Genomic DNA, 23879 nt, shown 5'->3' with positions numbered 1-23879 from the left:
TATCTTCTTCTGTCTTGTTACAGAAGAACAGAAAATCGGGCTTTTGCGCCTGAATATAGCGGAGAAAAAGCATGGCCGGGAATGACCGCGAGCCAATTGGACGCAAAGGGAAACCGACGCGTCCGGTCAAACAAAAGGTAAGCCGTCGTCGTTACGAAGATGACGATGATTACGACGATTATGATGACTATGAGGATGAAGAACCGATGCCGCGCAAAGGTAAGGGCAAAGGCAAAGGGCGTAAGCCTCGTGGCAAACGCGGCTGGCTATGGCTGCTGCTAAAACTGGCTATCGTTTTTGCCGTGCTGATCGCCATTTACGGCGTTTATCTCGATCAAAAAATTCGCAGCCGTATTGATGGCAAGGTCTGGCAACTGCCCGCGGCAGTTTATGGCCGGATGGTCAACCTTGAGCCAGACATGACCATCAGCAAGAACGAGATGGTGAAGCTGCTGGAGGCGACCCAGTATCGTCAGGTGTCAAAAATGACCCGTCCTGGCGAATTTACCGTGCAGGCCAACAGCATTGAGATGATCCGCCGTCCGTTTGATTTCCCGGACAGTAAAGAAGGGCAGGTGCGTGCGCGTCTGACCTTTGATGGCGATCACCTGTCGACGATCGTCAATATGGAGAACAACCGACAGTTTGGTTTCTTCCGTCTTGATCCGCGTCTGATCACCATGATCTCTTCGCCAAACGGTGAGCAGCGTCTGTTTGTGCCGCGCAGTGGTTTCCCGGATTTGCTGGTGGATACTTTGCTGGCGACAGAAGACCGTCATTTCTACGAGCATGATGGGATCAGTCTCTACTCCATCGGACGTGCGGTGCTGGCAAACCTGACCGCCGGACGCACGGTACAGGGGGCGAGTACGCTGACGCAACAGTTGGTGAAAAACCTGTTCCTCTCCAGCGAACGTTCTTACTGGCGTAAAGCGAACGAAGCCTACATGGCGCTGATCATGGATGCGCGTTACAGCAAAGACCGCATTCTTGAGCTGTATATGAACGAGGTGTATCTCGGTCAGAGCGGCGACAACGAAATCCGCGGTTTCCCGCTGGCGAGCCTGTACTACTTTGGTCGCCCGGTAGAAGAGCTGAGTCTCGACCAGCAGGCGCTGTTGGTTGGTATGGTGAAAGGGGCGTCGATCTATAACCCGTGGCGTAACCCGAAACTGGCGCTGGAGCGACGTAACCTGGTGCTGCGTCTGCTGCAACAACAGCAGATTATTGATCAAGAGCTCTATGACATGTTGAGTGCACGTCCGCTGGGGGTTCAGCCGCGTGGTGGGGTAATCTCTCCACAGCCAGCCTTTATGCAACTGGTGCGTCAGGAGCTGCAGGCGAAATTAGGCGATAAGGTAAAAGATCTCTCCGGCGTGAAGATCTTCACTACCTTTGACTCGGTGGCTCAGGACGCGGCGGAAAAAGCCGCCGTGGAAGGCATTCCGGCACTGAAGAAACAGCGTAAGTTAAGCGATCTGGAAACGGCAATTGTGGTCGTCGACCGCTTTAGTGGTGAAGTTCGTGCGATGGTCGGTGGTTCTGAGCCGCAGTTTGCAGGTTACAACCGTGCGATGCAGGCGCGTCGTTCGATTGGTTCCCTTGCAAAACCAGCGACTTATCTGACGGCCTTAAGCCAGCCGAAAATCTATCGCCTGAACACGTGGATTGCCGATGCGCCAATCGCGCTGCGTCAGCCGAATGGCCAGGTCTGGTCACCGCAGAACGATGACCGTCGTTATAGCGAAAGCGGCAGAGTGATGCTGGTGGATGCGTTGACCCGTTCAATGAACGTGCCGACGGTGAATCTGGGGATGGCGCTGGGGCTGCCTGCGGTTACGGATACCTGGATTAAACTGGGCGTACCGAAAGATCAGCTGCATCCGGTTCCGGCAATGTTGCTGGGAGCTCTGAACTTAACGCCAATCGAAGTGGCGCAGGCGTTCCAGACTATCGCCAGCGGCGGTAACCGCGCGCCGCTTTCTGCGCTGCGTTCGGTAATCGCGGAAGATGGCAAGGTACTGTATCAGAGCTTCCCGCAGGCGGAACGCGCTGTTCCGGCTCAGGCGGCGTATCTGACACTATGGACCATGCAGCAGGTGGTACAACGCGGTACGGGACGTCAGCTTGGGGCGAAATATCCAAATCTGCATCTGGCAGGGAAAACGGGTACTACCAACAACAACGTAGATACCTGGTTTGCGGGCATTGACGGCAGCACGGTGACTATCACTTGGGTAGGCCGTGATAACAACCAGCCGACCAAACTGTATGGAGCCAGCGGGGCAATGTCGATTTATCAGCGTTATCTGGCTAACCAGACGCCAACACCGCTGAATCTTGTTCCGCCAGAAGACATTGCTGATATGGGCGTGGACTATGACGGCAACTTTGTTTGCAGCGGTGGCATGCGTGTCTTACCGGTCTGGACCAGCGATCCGCAATCGCTGTGCCAGCAGAGTGAGATGCAGCAGCAACCGTCAGGCAATCCGTTTGATCAGTCTTCTCAGCCGCAGCAACAGCCGCAACAGCAACCTGCTCAGCAAGAGCAGAAAGACAGTGACGGCGTAGCAGGTTGGATCAAGGATATGTTTGGTAGTAATTAATGTCTAAGCGTGACATACCGGATGGCGAGTCGCCATCCGGTAAAATAACATCCTACCCAAAGTATTAACCCTTTCTTTTCATCTGATTGTTTATTAACCCCTCAGGAATGCTCAGATTGCGTACCGCTTGCGAACCCGCCAGCGTTTCGAATATTATCTCATCTTTATAATAATCATTCTCGTTTACGTTATCATTCACTTTACATCAGAGATATACCAATGGCGCGTTCCAAAACTGCTCAGCCAAAACACTCACTGCGTAAAATTGCAGTTGTAGTAGCCACAGCGGTTAGCGGCATGTCTGTTTATGCACAGGCAGCGGTTGAACCGAAAGAAGACACTATCACCGTTACCGCTGCACCAGCGCCGCAAGAAAGCGCATGGGGACCGGCTGCAACTATTGCGGCGAAGCACTCTGCTACTGCGACTAAAACGGATACACCAATTGAAAAAACGCCGCAGTCCATTTCGGTTGTGACCCGGGAAGAGATGGATATCAAACAACCCGCAACGGTAAAAGAAGCTCTGGATTATACGCCAAGTGTCTTTTCAACGCGTGGTAGTTCAACAACGTATGATGTTGTTTCTATACGTGGATTTACTACAGCCAGTACAGTAAATACTAACCAATATCTGGATGGCTTAAAACTTCAGGGGGATAACTACTCTGAAGCCTCTATCGATCCTTATTTCCTTGAGCGTGTGGAATTACTCCGTGGCCCAGTATCCGTACTGTATGGTAAAAGCCATCCGGGCGGAGTAGTGAGCATGGTAAGCAAACGGCCTTCAACGGATCCGATTAAAGAGATCCAGTTCAAAATGGGAACGGATAATCTTTGGCAGACCGGATTCGATTTTAGTGATGCAATAGATGATGATGGCGTTTGGTCATATCGTTTGACGGGATTAGGACGTAGTCAGGATGCGCAACAAAAGTACGCAAAAACTACAAGGTATGCAGTAGCTCCCTCATTCAGTTGGCGTCCTGATGATAAAACGGATTTCACTTTCCTGAGTAATTTCCAGAGTGATCCCGATGCGGGCTATTATGGTTGGTTACCGCGCCAGGGAACTGTTGTTCCCTATCAGGATGCAAATGGTAGCTGGCACAAATTGCCAACAGATTTCAATGAAGGCGAGAAAGATAATAAGATGTCTCGTCGTCAACAATTAATTGGCTACAGTTTTGCTCATGAATTTAATGATACTTTTACTGTACGTCAGAATCTGCGCTATACCCGCATTCATACACTCTACGATGCAGTATATGGCAATGGTTACATCGCGCCAGCGCAAATTAGCCGTGCTTATGTACGTTCAGACGAAGATTTAAATTCGTTTACTGTTGATACGCAACTACAGTCCAACTTTGCTACCGGTGCTGTAGCGCATACTTTGCTTACTGGCGTGGATTACCTGCGAATGCGTAACGATATTGATGCAAACTATGGTACTGCTAATCCGATTAGCATGACGGATCCACAGTACGGTAACGCCAATATCAATATCAATTTCCCATATGCGGTAATTAACCGTCAGGAACAGACAGGCCTTTATATTCAGGATCAGTCTGAGTGGAATAAGTGGGTATTGACGCTGGGTGGTCGTTACGATTTTGCGAAAACCTCTACCTATACTCGTTCAACGAGTTCTTTGGATGAAATTAACGATCAGCAGTTCACCTGGAGAGGTGGTATTAATTATCTGTTCGATAATGGTATTTCACCTTATTTCAGTTATAGCGAATCCTTCGAGCCAGTATCTGGATCTACTAAAGAAGGTAAACCGTTTGATCCTTCTCGCGGTAAGCAGTACGAAGCAGGTGTCAAATACGTACCAAAAGATACGCCTGTCACTGTCACTGCCTCGGTATTCCAATTAACGAAAGACAAAAATCTGACTGCAGATCCAAGTAATACTTTGTTTAGCGTACAAGGGGGGGAGATTCGTTCTCGTGGCTTTGAGATTGAGGCCAAAGCAGCTGTCAACGCTAATATCAATGTGACTGCGGCATACAGCTACACCGATGCTGAATACACCAAAGATACACTGTACAAGGGTAAACGCCCGGCAGAGGTCCCCCGAAATATGGCTTCGCTGTGGGCAGATTACACTTTCCACGAAACAGCTCTTAGTGGTCTGAGTCTTGGTGCAGGGGCACGTTATTTTGGCGACACCTCAAGTTTCTACACTACGGGTGATAAGACCAATCAGACATTCAATGTTGGGGGGTATACCTTGGTTGATGCAATGATAAAATATGATCTTGCTCGTTTCGGTATGCCTGGTTCTTCTGTTGGTGTTAACGTAAATAACCTGTTCGACCGCGAATATGTCTCCAGTTGCTATCGTGATTATGCATGTTACTGGGGCGCAGAACGTCAGGTCGTTGCAACCGCAACCTTCCGTTTCTAATTTCTCTTTTGGGGCACGGATTTCCGTGCCCGTTTCACAAGTTGGCTGTTATGCAGGAATACACGAATCATTCCGATACCACTTTTGCACTGCGTAATATCTCCTTTCGTGTGCCCGGGCGCACGCTTTTGCATCCGCTGTCGTTAACCTTTCCTGCCGGGAAAGTGACCGGTCTGATTGGTCACAACGGTTCTGGTAAATCCACTCTGCTCAAAATGCTTGGCCGCCATCAGCTACCGTCGGAAGGTGAGATTATTCTTGATGCCCAGCCGCTGGAAAGCTGGAGCAGCAAAGCGTTTGCTCGCAAAGTGGCTTATTTGCCGCAGCAGCTTCCTCCGGCAGAAGGGATGACGGTGCGTGAACTGGTGGCGATTGGTCGTTACCCGTGGCATGGCGCGCTGGGGCGCTTTGGCGCGGCAGATCGCGAAAAGGTCGAAGAGGCTATCTCGCTGGTTGGCTTAAAACCGCTGGCGCATCGGCTGGTCGATAGCCTCTCTGGCGGCGAACGTCAACGGGCGTGGATCGCCATGCTGGTGGCGCAGGATAGCCGTTGTCTGTTGCTGGACGAACCGACCTCGGCGCTGGATATCGCCCACCAGGTTGATGTGCTGGCGCTGGTGCATCGTTTAAGTCAGGAGCGTGGCCTGACGGTCATTGCCGTGCTGCACGATATCAATATGGCTGCGCGTTACTGTGATTATCTGGTCGCCCTGCGCGGCGGTGAAATGATTGCTCAGGGAACGCCTGCGGAAATTATGCGCGGCGAAACCCTCGAAATGATTTATGGCATCCCGATGGGTATTTTGCCGCATCCGGCGGGTGCTGCACCTGTGAGTTTTGTTTATTGATGAGCGGCTTACCTCTTATTTCGCGCCGTCGACTGTTAACGGCGATGGCGCTTTCTCCGTTGTTATGGCAGATGAATACCGCCCACGCGGCGGCTATTGATCCCAATCGTATTGTGGCGCTGGAGTGGTTGCCGGTGGAATTACTGCTGGCGCTCGGCATCGTACCTTACGGCGTGGCGGATACCATCAACTATCGCCTGTGGGTCAGCGAACCGCCATTACCTGAATCGGTGATTGACGTCGGTTTGCGGACAGAACCTAACCTTGAACTGCTGACCGAAATGAAGCCGTCGTTTATGGTCTGGTCGGCAGGATATGGCCCTTCGCCAGAAATGCTGGCACGTATTGCGCCGGGGCGCGGATTTAACTTCAGCGACGGCAAACAGCCGCTGGCGATGGCGCGTAAATCGCTGACGGAAATGGCAGATTTACTTAACCTGCAAAGCGCAGCAGAAACGCATTTAGCGCACTATGAAGACTTCATCCGCAGCATGAAACCCCGCTTTGTGAAGCGTGGTGCGCGCCCGTTATTGCTGACGACGCTTATCGATCCGCGCCATATGCTGGTCTTCGGCCCGAACAGCCTGTTCCAGGAAATTCTCGATGAGTACGGCATCCCAAATGCCTGGCAAGGAGAAACCAACTTCTGGGGCAGTACTGCCGTCAGTATCGATCGTCTGGCAGCGTATAAGGACGTTGATGTGCTCTGTTTTGATCACGACAACAGCAAAGACATGGACGCACTAATGGCAACCCCGCTGTGGCAGGCCATGCCGTTTGTCCGTGCCGGACGCTTTCAGCGCGTCCCCGCAGTTTGGTTTTATGGTGCGACGCTCTCGGCAATGCATTTTGTGCGTATTCTGGATAACGCCATTGGAGGTAAAGCGTGAGTAAACGTATTGCGCTTTTCCCGGTGTTATTGTTGGCGCTGCTGGTGATTGTCGCAGCAATGCTCACCTGGATGAACTTCTCGCAGGCGCTGCTGCGTAGTCAGTGGGCGCAGGCCATCTGGTCGCCGGATATCGATGTCATCGAGCAGATGATTTTTCACTACAGCTTGCTGCCACGTCTGGCGATTTCGCTGCTGGTGGGGGCGGGTCTGGGACTGGTGGGCGTGCTGTTTCAGCAAGTGTTACGTAACCCGCTGGCGGAACCGACGACGTTGGGCGTTGCAACAGGCGCGCAACTGGGGATTACCGTCACCACGCTCTGGGCGATCCCTGGTGCTATGGCGAGCCAGTTTGCTGCATTGGCAGGGGCTTGTGTGGTTGGCTTAATTGTCTTTGGCGTCGCGTGGGGGAAACGGCTTTCTCCGGTAACGCTGATCCTCGCGGGGCTTGTGGTGAGCCTTTATTGCGGGGCAATGAATCAGTTACTGGTTATCTTCCATCACGACCAGCTACAAAGCATGTTCCTGTGGAGTACCGGAACGCTAACGCAAACCGACTGGGGCGGCGTTGAGCGTTTATGGCCACAGCTGCTGGGCGGCGTGATGCTGACGTTACTGCTACTTCGTCCATTAACCCTGATGGGGCTTGATGATGGCGTGGCGCGTAATCTCGGACTGGCTTTATCGCTCGCGCGTCTGGCGGCGCTGTCGCTGGCGATAGTCATCAGTGCTCTGCTGGTGAACGCGGTGGGGATTATCGGCTTTATCGGGTTGTTCGCGCCACTGCTGGCAAAAATGCTGGGGGCGCGGCGTCTGCTGCCAAGACTGCTGCTGGCGTCACTGATTGGTGCGCTGATCCTCTGGCTTTCCGATCAAATCATCCTCTGGCTGACTCGCGTGTGGATGGAAGTTTCTACCGGTTCGGTGACGGCGTTGATAGGTGCGCCGCTGTTACTGTGGCTGCTGCCGCGTTTACGCAGCATCAGTGCGCCGGATATGAAGGCCAACGATCGTGTCGCGACTGAACGCCAACATGTGCTGGCGTTTGCCCTTGCTGGCGGTGTGCTGCTGATAATTGCTGTGGTGGTGGCGCTGTCGTTTGGTCGTGATGCGCACGGCTGGACGTGGGCGAGCGGGGCGCTGCTCGATGATTTAATGCCCTGGCGCTGGCCGCGAATTATGGCGGCACTGTTTGCGGGCATCATGTTGGCAGTGGCGGGCTGTATTATTCAGCGGCTGACCGGAAACCCGATGGCAAGCCCGGAAGTGCTGGGGATTAGTTCAGGCGCGGCGTTTGGTGTGGTGTTGATGCTGTTTTTGGTGCCGGGTAATGCCTTTGGCTGGCTGTTACCCGCGGGCAGTCTCGGCGCGGCGGTGACGCTATTGATCATTATGATCGCTGCCGGGCGCGGTGGATTTTCCCCACACCGCATGTTACTGGCGGGGATGGCCTTAAGTACTGCGTTCACCATGCTTTTGATGATGTTGCAGGCAAGTGGTGACCCGCGAATGGCGCAAGTGCTGACGTGGATTTCCGGTTCGACCTACAACGCGACCGAGGCGCAGGTCTGGCGCACGGGAATTGTGATGGTGATTTTGCTGGCGATTACCCCGCTGTGCCGCCGCTGGCTGACCATTTTACCGCTGGGCGGTGATACCGCACGAGCAGTGGGAATGGCGCTGACGCCGACGCGAATTGCGCTACTGCTGCTGGCGGCTTGCCTGACGGCGACCGCGACAATGACCATTGGACCGTTGAGTTTTGTTGGTCTGATGGCACCGCATATTGCGCGGATGATGGGATTTCGACGGACGATGCCGCATATTGTGATTTCGGCGCTGGTGGGGGGATTGTTGCTGGTGTTCGCAGACTGGTGCGGGCGAATGGTGCTGTTTCCGTTCCAGATCCCGGCGGGGCTGCTGTCGACGTTTATCGGCGCGCCATATTTTATTTATTTGTTGAGAAAGCAGAGCCGTTAATAAAATGCCTCGCCCGGTGGGCGAGGCAAAATCATTACAACTTCGCAAATACCCGACGTGCAGCATCGATGGTGTTATTGATATCTTCCATGCTGTGCGCCACAGACATAAAGCCCGCTTCAAATGCCGACGGTGCCAGATACACACCTTCATCCAGCATCATATGGAAGAAACGCTTAAAGCGCTCGACGTCGCAGGCCATCACATCCTGATAGCACGTCACGGACTCGGCGTCGGTAAAGAAAATACCGAACATGCCGCCAACGTGGTTAACGACCAATGGAATTCCCGCTTCTTCTGCCGCTTCCAGCAGACCTTCTGCCAGACGTGTTGTCAGCTCATCCAGCGTCTCGTGAACGCCCGGCTGCGCGACTTCATTCAGACAGGCGAAACCGGCTGCCATCGCAATCGGGTTACCGGAAAGCGTACCCGCCTGGTAGACCGGACCGGTCGGGGCCAGCGCATCCATCACATCACGACGACCACCGAATGCGCCTACTGGCATTCCACCGCCGATGATTTTGCCCAGGCAGGTGAGGTCTGGCACCACGTCGTAATAATCCTGCGCGCCAGCCAGCGCCACGCGGAAACCGGTCATCACTTCATCGATGATCAGCAATGCGCCAAATTCGTCGCACAGTGCGCGCAGACCCGGCAGGAACTCTGGCAGCGGCGGAACACAGTTCATGTTGCCTGCTACTGGCTCGACAATAATACAGGCAATCTCTTGCGGGTATTGCTCAAACGCGGCGCGTACAGAGGCCAGATCGTTATAAGTGCAGGTTAATGTATGTTTAGCGAAATCCGCCGGAACACCCGGAGAGTTTGGCTGGCCTAAAGTGAGCGCGCCAGAACCGGCTTTCACCAGCAGGCAGTCAGCGTGACCGTGGTAGCAACCTTCGAATTTAATGATTTTGTCGCGGCCGGTAAAACCACGGGCCAGGCGGATGGCGCTCATCGTCGCTTCGGTGCCGGAGTTCACCATGCGCACCATATCCATCGTCGGCACCAGTTCGGTCACCAGTTGCGCCATTTTCACTTCCATTTCGGTCGGTGCGCCAAAGCTCAGACCGCGTTCGGCGGCTTCAATCACGGCATTGCGGATCGCCGGATGGTTATGGCCCAGCACCATCGGCCCCCAGGAACCGACATAATCGATATAGGCTTTGCCATCAACATCGTACAGATAAGCGCCGTCCGCTTTTTCGATAAACAGTGGAGTGCCGCCCACGCCGGTAAAGGCGCGAACAGGGGAGTTCACACCGCCAGGGATCAGCTCGCGCGCTGCGCTGTATAGATTTTCAGACTTACTCATGGAGGGTTCCTGATTCGTAGAAAAAGTGAATGGCTGCTATTCTATGTTATTCATAACAAGTTAAGTACTCGTCAAACATCAGGTTGCCTGTGCTTATGCAACCTGGACGCATAAGAGTATAAAAGTTTTACGCATTTGAAACATTACGCTTTGCAAAGGATTTTCACGCAACGTGCGAGTAAAATGCCGTCATCTTATTTGTATGACTAATAAGTGATCATTGGATGAAAACTGATACTCCCTCTTTAGAAATACCACAGGCTGCGCGCCTGCGACGCAGACAACTGATTCGCCAACTTCTTGAGCGCGATAAAACCCCGTTAGCCATTTTGTTTATGGCAGCTGTCGTCGGTACGCTTGTCGGTCTGGCGGCTGTCGCTTTTGATAAGGGCGTCTCCTGGTTGCAGAACCAACGGATGGGGGCGCTGGTCCATACTGCCGATAATTATCCGCTACTGTTAACCGTCGCTTTTCTCTGTTCGGCGGTGCTGGCGATGTTCGGCTACTTTTTGGTGCGCAAATACGCGCCGGAAGCCGGTGGCTCGGGGATCCCAGAAATTGAAGGGGCGCTGGAAGATCAACGTCCCGTTCGCTGGTGGCGTGTATTGCCGGTGAAATTCTTTGGCGGGCTTGGGACACTCGGCGGCGGCATGGTGTTGGGGCGTGAAGGGCCAACCGTGCAGATCGGCGGTAATATCGGTCGGATGGTGCTTGATATATTCCGCCTGAAAGGTGATGAAGCGCGCCATACGCTGCTGGCAACCGGTGCTGCTGCGGGGCTGGCGGCGGCCTTTAACGCGCCGCTGGCGGGTATATTGTTTATTATCGAAGAGATGCGTCCGCAGTTTCGCTATACGTTAATTTCGATTAAAGCGGTATTTATTGGTGTCATTATGTCGACCATTATGTACCGGATTTTTAATCATGAAGTTGCGTTGATTGACGTCGGTAAACTTTCTGACGCGCCGCTTAATACACTGTGGCTTTATCTGATCCTCGGTATTATTTTTGGCATTTTCGGCCCTATTTTTAATAAATGGGTGCTGGGGATGCAGGATTTGCTGCACCGTGTGCACGGCGGCAATATTACCAAATGGGTACTGATGGGCGGTGCGATTGGCGGTCTGTGTGGATTGCTGGGGTTTGTGGCACCAGCAACTTCGGGCGGCGGTTTTAACCTGATTCCTATCGCTACGGCAGGGAATTTCAGCATGGGAATGCTGGTGTTTATCTTCGTCGCGCGCGTCATTACTACCTTACTCTGCTTCTCTTCCGGTGCACCGGGCGGTATTTTTGCCCCGATGTTGGCGCTGGGTACTGTGCTGGGTACCGCTTTCGGAATGGTTGCCGTTGAGCTGTTTCCGCAATATCACCTTGAAGCAGGCACTTTTGCTATTGCCGGAATGGGGGCGTTACTGGCGGCTTCTATTCGCGCGCCGTTAACGGGGATCATTCTGGTTCTGGAGATGACCGATAACTATCAGCTCATTTTGCCAATGATTATTACCGGTCTTGGCGCAACACTATTAGCACAATTTACCGGCGGGAAACCGCTATATTCGGCGATTCTTGCGCGCACGCTGGCAAAACAGGAAGCGGAACAACTGGCGCGAAGCAAGGCCGCATCAGCCAGCGAGAATACTTGAACGAAATACCAGGGTATTAGATAATGGCGATTATTATTGGGTTAGAATTTGCCCAATTGCCGATGTCGTTTGGAGCAAAATATGAGTGATGACGTAGCACTGCCGCTGGAGTTTACCGACGCAGCAGCCAACAAAGTTAAAAGCCTGATCGCTGACGAAGATAACCCGAATCTGAAATTACGCGTGTATATCACCGGTGGCGGTTGTAGCGGCTTCCAGTATGGTTTCACCTTTGATGATCAGGTGAACGAAGGCGATATGACCATCGAAAAACAGGGCGTAGGCCTGGTGGTTGACCCGATGAGCTTGCAATATCTGGTCGGCGGTTCCGTTGACTATACCGAAGGTCTGGAAGGTTCTCGTTTCATCGTGACCAACCCGAACGCGAAAAGCACCTGCGGTTGCGGCTCTTCTTTCAGCATCTGATCAAATCACGATTCTTTCTTATGGCCCACAATGTGTTATTTGTGGGCCATTTTCGTTTAACTACTCGCAACGTCGTTCATCGTTTAATGCAAAAGTAGGCAGGCGCAAATTCCAGCGTATTGCTGCAAGGCGTACTAATAATGTGACCGCCATACCCATCAGACAGGCGGTATCTGCAGGAACGCTGAATGCGATAAGTGTTGTGACATGTACCATGCCGCCAATCATGCAGGCGACAGCGTAAATTTCTGTGCGCAAGATTAGCGGTATTTCGCGGGCCAGTACATCACGAATAATTCCACCGCCGACACCGGTAATCACCCCCATTGTTACCGCCACAACGGGGCCTGTTCCGGCTGCGAATGCTTTGTTGACGCCAATGCCGACAAACGCTGCCAAACCTATGGCATCGAGTACTGGAAGAATCCAGTGCGGAACATTTCGGGTATGACGAACCAGAAATAACGTCACCATGCTGGTTACCATAGCGACGACCAAATCGGTGGGATCTTTCGCCCAAAAAACGGGGCCGTTATCCAACGCCATATCGCGGATGGTGCCTCCACCAATAGCAGTTACGACAGCCAGAACAAGCACGCCAAACGGGTCCATCCGTATTTTTCCGGCCAATATAACGCCGGAGATGGCAAATGCTATTGTGCCTACAATATCCAACCAATAGACAAGCATAGTCGAATCCCCACTGAGAGCCTGCGAGGCAGACTCTAATTAACCTGTGAAAGGGCAGTACAGAGTTGTTTTGCTGCGAGGATAATACGCGGGCTTGCTCTTTCAAACCAGTCACTTTTTAGCGGAATAACCGGGATTTGTAGTTGATTGCCCCAGTATTGTTTGATTTTAGGAATATCGCTCGAGTTTCCTGCTATCACGATTGCCTGAGGAGCACGTGCCAGCACCTGTTCACGGCTGACTTGTGGCCAGGGAACCCGGCTATCGGAAAAGATATTTTCTCCGCCACAAAGGGTAATAATTTGGCTTTGAATTGAGTCTTTTCCACTAGTAAATGGAGGATTGATGCCGAACTGCAGAAAAATACGCTTTTTCGCTTTACCGGCAAACTGGGATTTGAGGCTTTCGTACTCGGCAAGCAGGTGTTCTGCGGCTTGCGTAGCTTGCTCCGGGTGTGGACTCCATGGTGCAAGTTTGAGCAACGCATCAGAAATCTGTTCAATGTTTGAGGCATCCACCCACATCACTTTTATACCTAACGACGAGAGCTGATTAACTTGCCGTTCGGCATTACCGCCACGCCAGGCGACCACGAGATCTGGTTTTAGAGCGACAATGCGTTCAAGATTGATTCCTTGCCACGTAGATACTTGCTCAATGTTTTTGGCTTCTGGTGGAAAATCAGAATAGCTGCTGACGCCAACAGGCGTGATCCCGGCGGCAAAAACCAGTTCAGTATTGGCAGGGGAGAGGGAAATAACACGCGGTGCGGCACAAAGCCACAGTGGCAGCAAGAAGAACAGGGCGGCGAGCGCCCTGAATGATAGATTAGCCATGTGCCAGTTTCTGTACCAGCGTTTCAACCATCAGACTTGACTGTTTCGCAGCTACAGCAAGGAACTCATCAAAACTAATGTGTGATTGTTGATCAGCAACGTCGGAGATTGCACGTACTACCACAAACGGTACTTTGAAGTTGTGGCAAACATGAGCGATAGCTGTTGCTTCCATCTCAACGGCAATGGCTTGCGGGAAATTGTGACGAATCTTCGCCAGGCTAACGGAACCGTTAATAAACGCATCACCACTGACAATTAAGCCACGCACCGCATTGAGGTTATGCTCAGCAATGCACGCTTCTGCGGCGGCAATCAATTTATCATCGGCTTTAAAGCCTGCCGGGCAACCAGGCAACTGGCCATATTCGTAGCCAAATGCTGTCACATCCGCATCGTGATAACGGGCTTCGTCGGAAACCACAATATCACCCACTTTCAGTGTCGGAGCCAGGCCACCTGCAGATCCCGTGTTAATGATGACATCTGGTTTAAAATGATCGATCAGCAACGTCGCACCCATTGCCGCAGCAACTTTACCGATGCCCGATTTCAGCAGCGCTACTTCAGTGCCGTTAAGTTGGCCGGTGTAAATTTCTACGCCGCCCATGGTACAGGTTTGACGGTTTTCGATTTTGTCACGTAACAGCGTGACCTCTTCTTCCATTGCACCAATAATACCGATTTTCATAAAGATACTCGCGCCAGGTCAGATTTAAAGGCATAGTTTATCATGCGCTTGTAAGGAAGCGTAATGCTCAGCGGGAGAGGACATGATTCAGATTGATTTCCGAAAAAAAATAAACTGGCATCGTCGTTATCGTTCGCCTCAAGGGGTGAAAACCGAGCATGAAATTTTGCGGATCTTTGAAAGTGATCGCGGGCGGATTATTAACTCGCCAGCCATTCGCCGTCTGCAACAAAAAACCCAGGTCTTCCCACTGGAGCGCAACGCTGCGGTGCGCACACGTCTTACTCATTCTCTGGAAGTCCAACAAGTTGGGCGGTATATCGCCAAAGAGATATTAAGCCGCCTGAAAGAGCAAGACCTGCTGAAGACCTACGGTCTTGATGAACTGACAGGTCCATTTGAAAGTATCGTGGAGATGTCTTGCCTGATGCATGACATTGGCAACCCTCCGTTTGGTCACTTTGGTGAGGCGGCAATTAATGACTGGTTTCGCCAGCGCCTGTTTCCGGCAGATGCAGAAAGCCAACCGCTTAGCGATGACCGCTGTATTGTCGCATTACTGCGTTTGCGGGAAGGAGAAGAGACGTTAAACGAGCTGCGGCGTAAGGTGCGTCAGGATCTTTGCCACTTTGAAGGTAATGCACAAGGTATTCGCCTGGTGCATACATTGATGCGGATGAATCTCACCTGGGCACAAGTTGGCGGTATATTAAAATACACGCGCCCGGCGTGGTGGCGCGGTCAACCACCAGCGACTCATCACTATTTAATGAAAAAACCGGGCTACTATCTTTCTGAAGAACCCTATATTGCGAGATTACGTAAAGAACTTAATTTAGCGCTTTACAGTCGTTTTCCATTAACCTGGATTATGGAGGCTGCCGATGATATCTCCTATTGTGTGGCTGATCTGGAAGATGCGGTAGAAAAAAACATTTTCAGCGTCGAGCAACTTTATCATCACTTGTATGAAGCGTGGGGAGAACACGAAAAAGGTTCTCTCTTTGCTCAGGTGGTAGAAAACGCCTGGGAAAAATCGCACGTGAATTCTCTTAGTCGCAGTACAGAAGATCAGTTTTTTATGTATTTACGGGTAAACACCTTAAATAAACTGGTGCCGTATGCGGCGCAGCGTTTTATTGATAATTTGGCGGAGATTTTTGAAGGAACGTTTAATCACGCCCTGTTGGAAGATAATAGTAGTTATAGCCGATTGCTGGAGCTTTATAAAAATGTGGCGCAAAAACATGTTTTTAGCCATCCAGAGGTCGAGCAGTTAGAATTACAAGGGTATCGGGTAATTAGCGGATTATTAGAAATTTATCGCCCGCTATTAAGCTTACCTTTATCCGATTTTGCCGAATTGGTAGAAAAAGAAAGGTTGAAGCGTTTTCCTATAGAGTCTCGCTTATTTCAGAAGCTCTCAACCCGTCATCGCCTTGCATATGTCGAAGCTGTTGGTAAATTATCGTCTGACTCGCCAGAATATCCGATACTGGAATATTATTATCGTTGCCGATTGCTGCAGGATTATATCAGCGGTATGACAGATCTTTATGCATGGGATGAGTACCGGCGTCTGATGGCCGTAGAACAATAACCAGGCTTTTGTAAAGACGGACAATAAATTTTTACTTTTTGCAGAAACTTTAGTTCGGAACTTCGCGCTATAAAACGAATCTGAGGAACACAGCAATTTTGCGTTATCTGTTAATCGAGACTGAAACACATGAAAAAAACCACATTAGCACTGAGTGCATTGGCTCTGAGTTTAGGTTTGGCGCTTTCTCCTCTTTCTGCAACGGCGGCTGAAGCCACTCCGGCAGCGTCAGCTCAGCAGATGCCAAGCCTGGCTCCGATGCTCGAAAAGGTGATGCCATCGGTGGTCAGTATTAACGTAGAAGGTAGCACAACCGTAAATACGCCGCGTATGCCGCGTAATTTCCAGCAGTTCTTTGGGGATGATTCCCCGTTCTGTCAGGAAGGTTCTCCGTTCCAGAGTTCTCCATTCTGCCAGGGTGGTCCTGGTGGAAATGGCGGCGGCCAGACACAAAAATTTATGTCCCTGGGCTCAGGTGTCATTATTGACGCTGAGAAAGGCTACGTAGTTACCAACAACCACGTTGTTGATAACGCCAATGTGATTAAAGTGCAACTGAGCGATGGTCGTAAGTTCGACGCGAAGATGGTCGGCAAAGATCCTCGTTCTGACATCGCGCTGATTCAGATTCAAAATCCGAAAAACCTGACTGCTATTAAGATGGCGGATTCTGACGCCTTGCGTGTGGGTGACTACACCGTTGCTATCGGTAACCCATTCGGTCTGGGGGAAACGGTAACTTCAGGTATCGTTTCTGCTCTGGGGCGTAGCGGTCTGAACGTAGAAAACTACGAAAACTTTATTCAGACGGATGCCGCAATCAACCGTGGTAACTCCGGTGGTGCGCTGGTTAACCTGAATGGTGAACTGATCGGGATTAATACCGCGATCCTCGCACCAGATGGCGGTAACATCGGTATCGGTTTTGCAATCCCAAGCAATATGGTGAAAAACCTGACATCTCAGATGGTTGAATTCGGTCAGGTGAAACGCGGTGAACTGGGGATTATGGGCACCGAGTTAAACTCTGAACTGGCGAAGGCAATGAAAGTTGATGCCCAACGTGGTGCATTCGTAAGCCAGGTCATGCCGAACTCCTCAGCGGCGAAAGCAGGTATTAAAGCAGGTGATGTGATTACCTCTCTGAACGGTAAGCCGATCAGTAGCTTTGCCGCACTGCGTGCTCAGGTTGGTACTATGCCTGTCGGTAGCAAACTGAGCCTTGGCTTACTGCGCGACGGCAAACCAGTAACGGTGAATCTGGAGCTGCAGCAGAGCAGCCAGAATCAGGTTGATTCCAGCTCTATCTTCAACGGTATTGAAGGCGCTGAGATGAGCAATAAGGGCAAAGATCAGGGCGTGGTAGTGAACAACGTGAAAACGGGCACCCCGGCTGCGCAGATCGGCCTGAAGAAAGGTGATGTGATTATTGGTGCTAACCAGCAGGCAGTGAAAAACATTGCAGAGCTGCGTAAAATTCTCGACAGCAAACCGTCTGTTCTGGCGCTGAACATTCAGCGTGGCGACAGCACTCTCTATCTGTTGATGCAGTAATCCTCCACAGCCCCTTCCTGAAAAACAGGAAGGGGTTCCCTTTTATATAATGTGAAGCCCTCCACAACTCCATATTTCTTCCTTCTCCTTTGTGCGATTGCACAATGTCGGTATTTAAACATCTCCTTATGCTAGAACCCTGCACAATGGAGGGCTTATGGCTGGATGGCATCTTGATACCAAAATGGCTCAGGATATCGTGGCGCGGACCATGCGCATTATCGATACCAATATCAACGTAATGGATGCCCGCGGGCGCATTATCGGCAGCGGCGATCGTGAGCGTATTGGTGAATTGCATGAAGGCGCATTGTTGGTGCTTGCACAAGGACGCGTTGTGGATATTGATGACGCTGTGGCGCGGCATTTGCACGGCGTGCGACAAGGAATAAATCTACCACTGCGGCTGGAAGGTGAGATTGTTGGCGTCATTGGTCTGACGGGCGAACCAGAGCATTTACGAAAATATGGTGAGCTGGTCTGTATGACTTCCGAAATGATGCTTGAGCAGTCACGATTGATGCATCTGCTGGCCCAGGATAGTCGCCTGCGGGAAGAGTTGGTGATGAATCTGATTCAGGCAGAAGAAAATACACCAGCGTTAACTGAGTGGGCGCAGCGGCTGGGTATCGATCTTAATCAGCCACGTGTGGTCGCGGTTGTGGAGGTGGATAGCGGGCAGCTCGGTGTAGATAGTGCGATGGCTGAGTTGCAGCAATTACAAAACGCCCTTACCACCCCGGAACGAAATAATCTGATTGCGATTGTCTCTCTGACGGAAATGGTAGTACTTAAACCGGCCCTAAACCCGTTTGGGCGCTGGGATGCTGAAGATCATCGCAAGCGTGTTGAGCAATTGATTTCACGTATGAAAGAGAATGGACAGCTACGTTTTCGCGTCGCGCTGGGCAACTATTTCACCGGACCTGGCAGCATCGCACGTTCTTATCGTACGGCCCGTACGACGATGATGGTCGGAAAACAACGGATGCCGGAAAGCCGCAGTTATTTTTATCAAGATTTGATGTTGCCAGTGCTGCTGGATAGCTTGCGTGGTGGTTGGCAGGCAAATGAACTTGCTCGTCCTTTGGCAAGACTTAAAGCGATGGATAATAACGGTCTGTTGCGCCGCACACTGAACGCGTGGTTTCGCCATAATGTTCAGCCGTTGGCAACTTCAAAAGCATTATTTATCCATCGTAATACTCTGGAGTACCGGCTTAATCGCATATCGGAACTCACTGGCTTAGATCTGGGGAATTTTGATGACAGGTTATTGTTGTATGTGGCGTTACAACTGGATGAGCAGCGATAGGGTAAAAATAGTAAATGCCGGGAAATATGCTCGTCTTACTTCAAGTTGCATGTACGGCGACTCGAATTATTCAGCGTATACTTTACCCGGCTGGCAGAATGGCAATATGCAAAATTATTTACGTGTCAGCTTCTCTAAATCTGCTTCTATCTCGCTGATTTTATTGGTCACTACTGACTCCAGATGACGTAAGTCGTCGAGAATTTTACGCTTAAGGTCAACTTCGCTGCGGTCACGCTGGCAGATTTGATCAAGCTCATCAATGATATAACGGAGATTAGGGCTGATTTCCTGAACTTCTTTATATCCCTGGCCAATACCATCGGCGACCACCGTTTTGCGCTGACGCGGATATTTAAACTTCACACTCTTGGCGAAAAACTCGCCTTTATCTTTCTGGAAATAGATTTTCAAAATATCGTTATTGGCTTCCTGCCGGAGGCTGTAACGATCAATTTCCTCAGGATTGGTAATGCCCAAACTTTTCAGATTGTCGTACATAGTGGTACCTCAAAAGAGTCAGTAATTGTGCTTATCTTAGCATTTCGCCTGGCGGTTTAGCTCGACGGAGATCGCAGGAAGCCTTTTCTTCCAGACTTTTATCATGGTCTAAAAATCAAAAAATTACCTGCTTTATTCTGATAAGAGAATTCGCTTTCTACACCAGTTCCATGATCGTCACTTCCGGGCGGCAATTCAGACGCAAGCCATACAAACTTCCGACACCCCGAGTCGTGTAAATTTGTCGCTCACCAAAGGCGTTTAAACCAGCGACGTAGCGTTTATCTTCTATGGGCGCAAAAGGCTCACCAACCAACGGTATGCGTAACTGCCCGCCGTGAGTGTGACCACAGAGCATCAGATCCCACTTTTCATTACGCATGACTTCTTTGCTGTCGGGATTATGTGCCAGCACCAGTCGTGGCAGATTTGCTTCGCTGGCGGGAGGCGGTTTGCATTGTCCAGCCCATAAATCACCAGTGCCAACCAGTTCAAATTGCTGCTTTTGAGTGGTGATTAGCGTGGATTCGTTAAATAACACCGTGATCCCCGCCGACTTTAACGCCTCGCCAATCAAGCGATTTTTCACCGTTCCCACGGGGCGATCGTGATTGCCATAACAGGCAAACGTCGGCGCACATTCGGCAAGGGGGGAGAGTACGTCAGCAAACGCCGAAAAATTCAGCGGCATATCGAATAATACGTAATCACCGCCCAGCAATATCAAATCGGGCTTTTGTGCAACTCCAAGATTAATGGCGTCTGAAATCAAGGTAAGCGGAACAAAGCGGGAATAATGGAGATCGGCCAGAAACAGAATTTTGAATGGTGCGGCTTTTTCTTCAAAAAAGGCGAAGCGGTGATGGGTTAATTCAAGCCAGCCGGGTTCCAGGTAATGCATATAACCGAAACTTGAACTCACCGTTAACGTCGCGGCAACAGCCTGTAAAAAACGCCTGCGTGTGATCATCATTCATCCCTGTAAAAAAACGGGCAGCGTCATGCTGCCCGTGTACTGACTTTTAGTCGATGGTACGTAGCAGTTCGTTAATGCCGACTTTGCCACGAGTTTTCGCGTCAACTTTCTTAACGATAACCGCACAGTAAAGACTGTATTTGCCATCTTTCGACGGCAGATTGCCTGAAACAACCACAGACCCCGCCGGGACGCGTCCGTAATGGACTTCGCCAGTTTCGCGATCATAGATTTTGGTGCTTTGCCCAATGTAAACACCCATTGAGATCACCGAACCTTCTTCTACGATGACGCCTTCAACGATTTCTGAACGCGCGCCGATGAAGCAGTTATCTTCAATAATGGTCGGGTTAGCCTGCAGCGGCTCCAGTACACCGCCGATGCCTACACCGCCAGACAGGTGGACGTTTTTACCAATCTGCGCACAGGAACCGACAGTGGCCCAGGTATCAACCATCGTGCCTTCATCAACATATGCGCCGATGTTGACGTAAGACGGCATCAGCACGGTGTTACGGGCAATAAACGCACCCTGACGTACCGCCGCTGGTGGTACAACACGGAAGCCTTCTTTCTGGAAACGTGCTTCGTCGTAATCAGCGAATTTCATCGGCACTTTATCGAAGTAGCGGCTTTCTGCCCCTTCGATCACCTGATTATCATTAATACGGAAAGAGAGCAGCACCGCTTTTTTCAACCACTGATGCGTCACCCACTGACCGTCAATTTTTTCCGCCACACGCAGTGCGCCGGAATCCAGCAGGGCGATCACCTGATTTACCGCTTCGCGGGTAACGGTGTCTGCATTGGCTGGCGTGATCTCGGCACGGCGTTCAAAAGCGGTCTCAATAATGTTCTGTAACTGCTGCATTGTTAAACTCTTTCCATATAAATAAACACATTACCCTTTATCGTTTGGATTGAGGGCCTCTGTCAACCGCTGATGCACTTCCTGCTGCAACTCGTTATTAAGCGCACGCCGGTCAGCGGTAGCAATTATGAATAAATCTTCTACTCGTTCGCCAATGGTTGTAATTCGGGCGCCATGAAGCGAAATTCCCAGATCGGCAAAAATTTTCCCGACCCTTGCCAGTAGTCCTGGTTGGTCGAGAGCGATAAGCTCAAGGAACGATTTGCGGTCGGTATGGGTTGGCAAAAACGTCACTTCGGTTTCAACAGTAAAATGGCGCAATTTGGCAGGTTGGCGACGCGGCTGCGGTGGCTGCCAGCTACTTTGTGTCAGTACTTGCTCCAGACCAAATCGAATAACCTCATGGCGATCTGCGGAAAGTGGGCTGCCGTCCGGCTCAAGGACAATGAATGTATCCATCGCCATACCGTCGCGGGTGGTAAAAATTTGTGCGTCGTGAACGCTTAAGTTGCGTCGATCTAACTCGGCACAAACAGCGGCAAACAAGTAAGGACGGTCCGGGCTCCAGATAAAAATCTCGGTGCCACCACGCGTGGCGTGTGGGCTTAGCAACACTAATGACTTACTTAAATCATGCTTTAGCAAATGGCGTGCGTGCCAGGCCAGTTGATTTGGACTGTGACGAACAAAATAGTTTGCCCGGCAGCGTGACCAGATATGGTGCAGTGCCTCTTCGTCAATATTGTCCATACGCAGTAGCGCCAGCGCCTGGAGTTGGTGATGGCGAACGCGTTCGCGCATATCCGGCGTGTTTTGCATTCCGCGCCGTAGCTGCTTTTCGGTAGCAAAGTAGAGCTCACGCAACAGACTTTGCTTCCAGCTATTCCACAGTGTTTCGTTGGTGGCGCATATATCGGCCACCGTCAGGCATACCAGATAACGAAGTCGGTTTTCTGTTTGCACTTCTTCGGCAAACTGCTTGATGACTTCCGGGTCCTGAATATCGCGGCGTTGGGCGGTCACCGACATCAGCAGGTGCTGGCGAACCAGCCAGGCTACCAGCTGCGTTTCGCGTGAGTTAAGCCCGTGGAGTTCGGCAAAATGCACTACATCCTGAGCACCGAGAATGGAGTGGTCGCCGCCACGCCCTTTGGCGATATCGTGAAACAGCGCGGCGATGAAAATCAGCTCAGTTGACGGCAATCGCGGCCAGACATCCACACACAACGGATGGCGCTGGCGCGTTTCTTCACTGGCAAAACTCTCCAGTTTCAACATCACGCGAATAGTATGTTCATCCACCGTGTAGGCGTGGAACAGGTCAAACTGCATCTGCCCGACGATATGCGACCATTGCGGCATATAGGCACCGAGCACGCTATGGCGATGCATTGGCAATAGTCCGCGCCGCACCGCTCCGGGGTGACGCAGAATGCTTAAAAACAGTTTTCGTGCTTCCGGAATATTACACAGCGGTTGTTGCAGATGGCGACGAGCATGGCGCAGATGGCGCAACGTGGTGGAGTAAATGCCGGTGATCTCACTGTTGCGCACCATGGTGTAGAACATACGCAAGATGGCTTCCGGCTGGCGCATAAATAGTGTTTCATCACGCAGGTCGATTAGCGTACCGCGTAGCTGAAACTCATCGTCGATTGGACGTGGTTTTTCGTCGGCGGGCAGGGCGAGGATGGCTTCATCGAACAGTTGCAGCAACATCTGGTTGAGTTCGCTGACGCGGCGCGTAACGCGGAAGTAATCCTTCATCATCTGCTCGACGGGTTCGTTACCTTCGCCACTGTAATTCAGACGCTGGGCGACGCTAAGTTGGCGATCAAACAGCAGGCGATTATCGTAACGGCTGACGACCAGATGCAGGGCAAAGCGAATACGCCACAATATATGCAGACATTCGTTTAATTCCGCCCGTTCCGCTGAGGTTAAGAAGCCAAATCCAACCATCTCATCCAGCGATGTTGCGCCAAAATGACGGCGGGCAACCCATTGCAGAGTGTGGATATCGCGCAAGCCGCCGGGGCTACTTTTGATGTCTGGCTCAAGGTTGTAGCTGGTGCCGTGGTAACGCTGATGGCGCTGGTTCTGTTCTTCAACTTTCGCTGCGTAGAACTTGTCGGAAGGCCAGAATCCTTCGCTGAAAATATGTTTTTGCAGTTCGAGGAATAACGCAACATCGCCAATTAATAAGCGGGATTCGATTAAATTGGTGGCGACGGTTAAATCCGATAACCCTTCCAGCATGCACTCTTCAAGCGTGCGCACGCTATGACCGACTTCCAGCTTCACATCCCAGAGCAGCGTTAACAGCTCGCCCACTTTTTGCGCCTGATCGTCCGGGAGTTTTTTGCGGCTTAAAATCAGTAAATCGACGTCTGAAAGCGGATGCAGCTCGCCACGACCGTAGCCACCGACGGCGACCAATGCCAGGTCGGCAATCTGGCTGAATCCCGCTTCAATCCATAACCGTTGCAGGAGTTGGTCGATAAACTCGGTACGTGCCTCAATCAACTGTTCTGCGGAGATCCCATTGTCAAAGGCATCACCCAGCCAACGCTGGAAGGTATCAATATGAGCTTTTATCCCACAAACGGTTAATTCATCACGGGGCCAGGCGCATGGATTTTGCGGTTGACCGGGCAGGGTGGGGAGAGCGGTGTTTGCGTACTGTTCTGGAAGGGTATTCATTGTGCGCCACCCATAAG

General features: G+C 51.3%; 20 protein-coding genes. 12 read left to right on the top strand and 8 right to left on the bottom strand.

Annotation, left to right across the window (positions count from 1 at the left end; translation table 11 throughout):
- Positions 1 to 71: 71 nt before the first annotated feature.
- The 5 genes from mrcB (at position 72) to fhuB (ending at position 8738) form a co-directional block, all read left to right on the top strand.
- Positions 72 to 2606 carry a bifunctional glycosyl transferase/transpeptidase gene (gene mrcB, locus K0335_RS10320; protein WP_046082496.1) on the top strand — a complete coding sequence of 845 codons (2535 nt, stop codon included), beginning with the start codon at positions 72 to 74 and terminating at the stop codon, positions 2604 to 2606.
- 219 nt (positions 2607 to 2825) lie between these two features.
- The gene (gene fhuA, locus K0335_RS10315) at positions 2826 to 5021 is read left to right on the top strand and encodes a ferrichrome porin FhuA (protein ID WP_219393812.1); all 2196 of its coding nucleotides are present in this window, start codon (positions 2826 to 2828) and stop codon (positions 5019 to 5021) included.
- 50 nt (positions 5022 to 5071) lie between these two features.
- Positions 5072 to 5869 carry a Fe3+-hydroxamate ABC transporter ATP-binding protein FhuC gene (fhuC, locus tag K0335_RS10310; RefSeq protein WP_104920507.1) on the top strand — a complete coding sequence of 266 codons (798 nt, stop codon included), beginning with the start codon at positions 5072 to 5074 and terminating at the stop codon, positions 5867 to 5869.
- Positions 5869 to 6759 (top strand): Fe(3+)-hydroxamate ABC transporter substrate-binding protein FhuD, encoded by an 891-nt coding sequence (gene fhuD, locus K0335_RS10305; RefSeq protein ID WP_012599873.1) that lies wholly within the window; start codon positions 5869 to 5871, stop codon positions 6757 to 6759. Before fhuC ends, fhuD begins: the two co-directional genes overlap by 1 nt.
- Complete coding sequence (gene fhuB / locus K0335_RS10300; protein WP_219393811.1) at positions 6756 to 8738, top strand: Fe(3+)-hydroxamate ABC transporter permease FhuB; 1983 nt, start codon at positions 6756 to 6758, stop codon at positions 8736 to 8738. Before fhuD ends, fhuB begins: the two co-directional genes overlap by 4 nt.
- A gap of 34 nt (positions 8739 to 8772) precedes the next feature.
- Here the strand turns inward: fhuB and hemL are convergent, their stop codons facing one another.
- Complete coding sequence (gene hemL, locus K0335_RS10295; RefSeq protein WP_000045287.1) at positions 8773 to 10053, bottom strand: glutamate-1-semialdehyde 2,1-aminomutase; 1281 nt, start codon at positions 10051 to 10053, stop codon at positions 8773 to 8775.
- Positions 10054 to 10212: 159 nt separating this feature from the next.
- On the opposite strand from hemL, the gene K0335_RS22705 reads away from it, so the two are divergent.
- From K0335_RS22705 to erpA, 4 genes are read left to right on the top strand one after another with little or no spacing between them, the layout of a single operon-like run.
- On the top strand, positions 10213 to 10263 hold the full coding sequence (locus K0335_RS22705) for a hypothetical protein (RefSeq protein ID WP_370918659.1): 51 nt from the start codon (positions 10213 to 10215) through the stop codon (positions 10261 to 10263).
- A gap of 14 nt (positions 10264 to 10277) precedes the next feature.
- Positions 10278 to 11699 (top strand): H(+)/Cl(-) exchange transporter ClcA, encoded by a 1422-nt coding sequence (gene clcA, locus K0335_RS10290; protein WP_104920505.1) that lies wholly within the window; start codon positions 10278 to 10280, stop codon positions 11697 to 11699.
- Positions 11700 to 11722: 23 nt separating this feature from the next.
- The gene (yadW, locus tag K0335_RS10285; protein ID WP_120795373.1) at positions 11723 to 11788 is read left to right on the top strand and encodes a small protein YadW; all 66 of its coding nucleotides are present in this window, start codon (positions 11723 to 11725) and stop codon (positions 11786 to 11788) included.
- Positions 11781 to 12125, top strand: a complete 345-nt coding sequence (erpA, locus tag K0335_RS10280) for an iron-sulfur cluster insertion protein ErpA (RefSeq protein ID WP_001295564.1) — start codon at positions 11781 to 11783, stop codon at positions 12123 to 12125. The genes yadW and erpA overlap by 8 nt, the downstream gene beginning before the upstream one ends.
- Positions 12126 to 12185: 60 nt before the next feature.
- On the opposite strand, the gene K0335_RS10275 is transcribed toward erpA, so the two are convergent.
- The 3 genes from K0335_RS10275 to mtnN are packed head-to-tail and all read right to left on the bottom strand — an operon-like array spanning position 12186 to position 14342.
- Positions 12186 to 12815 (bottom strand): TRIC cation channel family protein, encoded by a 630-nt coding sequence (locus K0335_RS10275; RefSeq protein ID WP_000964243.1) that lies wholly within the window; start codon positions 12813 to 12815, stop codon positions 12186 to 12188.
- A gap of 35 nt (positions 12816 to 12850) precedes the next feature.
- Complete coding sequence (gene btuF, locus K0335_RS10270; RefSeq protein ID WP_000002269.1) at positions 12851 to 13651, bottom strand: vitamin B12 ABC transporter substrate-binding protein BtuF; 801 nt, start codon at positions 13649 to 13651, stop codon at positions 12851 to 12853.
- Entirely contained in the window at positions 13644 to 14342 is a 699-nt protein-coding gene (gene mtnN / locus K0335_RS10265; protein WP_000689837.1) for a 5'-methylthioadenosine/S-adenosylhomocysteine nucleosidase, read from the bottom strand. The genes btuF and mtnN overlap by 8 nt, the downstream gene beginning before the upstream one ends.
- Positions 14343 to 14424: 82 nt before the next feature.
- On the opposite strand from mtnN, the gene dgt reads away from it, so the two are divergent.
- From dgt to cdaR, 3 genes are all read left to right on the top strand, one after another.
- The gene (dgt, locus tag K0335_RS10260) at positions 14425 to 15942 is read left to right on the top strand and encodes a dGTPase (RefSeq protein WP_046082491.1); all 1518 of its coding nucleotides are present in this window, start codon (positions 14425 to 14427) and stop codon (positions 15940 to 15942) included.
- A gap of 129 nt (positions 15943 to 16071) precedes the next feature.
- Complete coding sequence (gene degP, locus K0335_RS10255; protein ID WP_000753932.1) at positions 16072 to 17496, top strand: serine endoprotease DegP; 1425 nt, start codon at positions 16072 to 16074, stop codon at positions 17494 to 17496.
- A 157-nt stretch (positions 17497 to 17653) separates the two neighbouring features.
- Entirely contained in the window at positions 17654 to 18811 is a 1158-nt protein-coding gene (gene cdaR / locus K0335_RS10250) for a DNA-binding transcriptional regulator CdaR (RefSeq protein ID WP_000929412.1), read from the top strand.
- Between the two features lie 114 nt (positions 18812 to 18925).
- On the opposite strand, the gene K0335_RS10245 is transcribed toward cdaR, so the two are convergent.
- From K0335_RS10245 to glnD, 4 genes are all read right to left on the bottom strand, one after another.
- Positions 18926 to 19312, bottom strand: coding sequence for a DUF3461 family protein (locus K0335_RS10245; RefSeq protein ID WP_000272185.1), 387 nt, complete (start codon positions 19310 to 19312; stop codon positions 18926 to 18928).
- Between the two features lie 157 nt (positions 19313 to 19469).
- Complete coding sequence (gene yaeI / locus K0335_RS10240; protein ID WP_104920504.1) at positions 19470 to 20282, bottom strand: phosphodiesterase YaeI; 813 nt, start codon at positions 20280 to 20282, stop codon at positions 19470 to 19472.
- Positions 20283 to 20334: 52 nt separating this feature from the next.
- On the bottom strand, positions 20335 to 21159 hold the full coding sequence (dapD, locus tag K0335_RS10235) for a 2,3,4,5-tetrahydropyridine-2,6-dicarboxylate N-succinyltransferase (RefSeq protein WP_001186646.1): 825 nt from the start codon (positions 21157 to 21159) through the stop codon (positions 20335 to 20337).
- A gap of 30 nt (positions 21160 to 21189) precedes the next feature.
- The gene (glnD, locus tag K0335_RS10230; RefSeq protein ID WP_001094550.1) at positions 21190 to 23862 is read right to left on the bottom strand and encodes a bifunctional uridylyltransferase/uridylyl-removing protein GlnD; all 2673 of its coding nucleotides are present in this window, start codon (positions 23860 to 23862) and stop codon (positions 21190 to 21192) included.
- Positions 23863 to 23879: the final 17 nt, after the last annotated feature.

The organism is Escherichia sp. GZ89 (genome assembly GCF_019366485.1).
GTDB lineage: Bacteria > Pseudomonadota > Gammaproteobacteria > Enterobacterales > Enterobacteriaceae > Escherichia > Escherichia fergusonii.
Note: the sequence above shows the minus strand (reverse complement) of the source record. Positions and strands in the feature narration are given on the sequence as shown.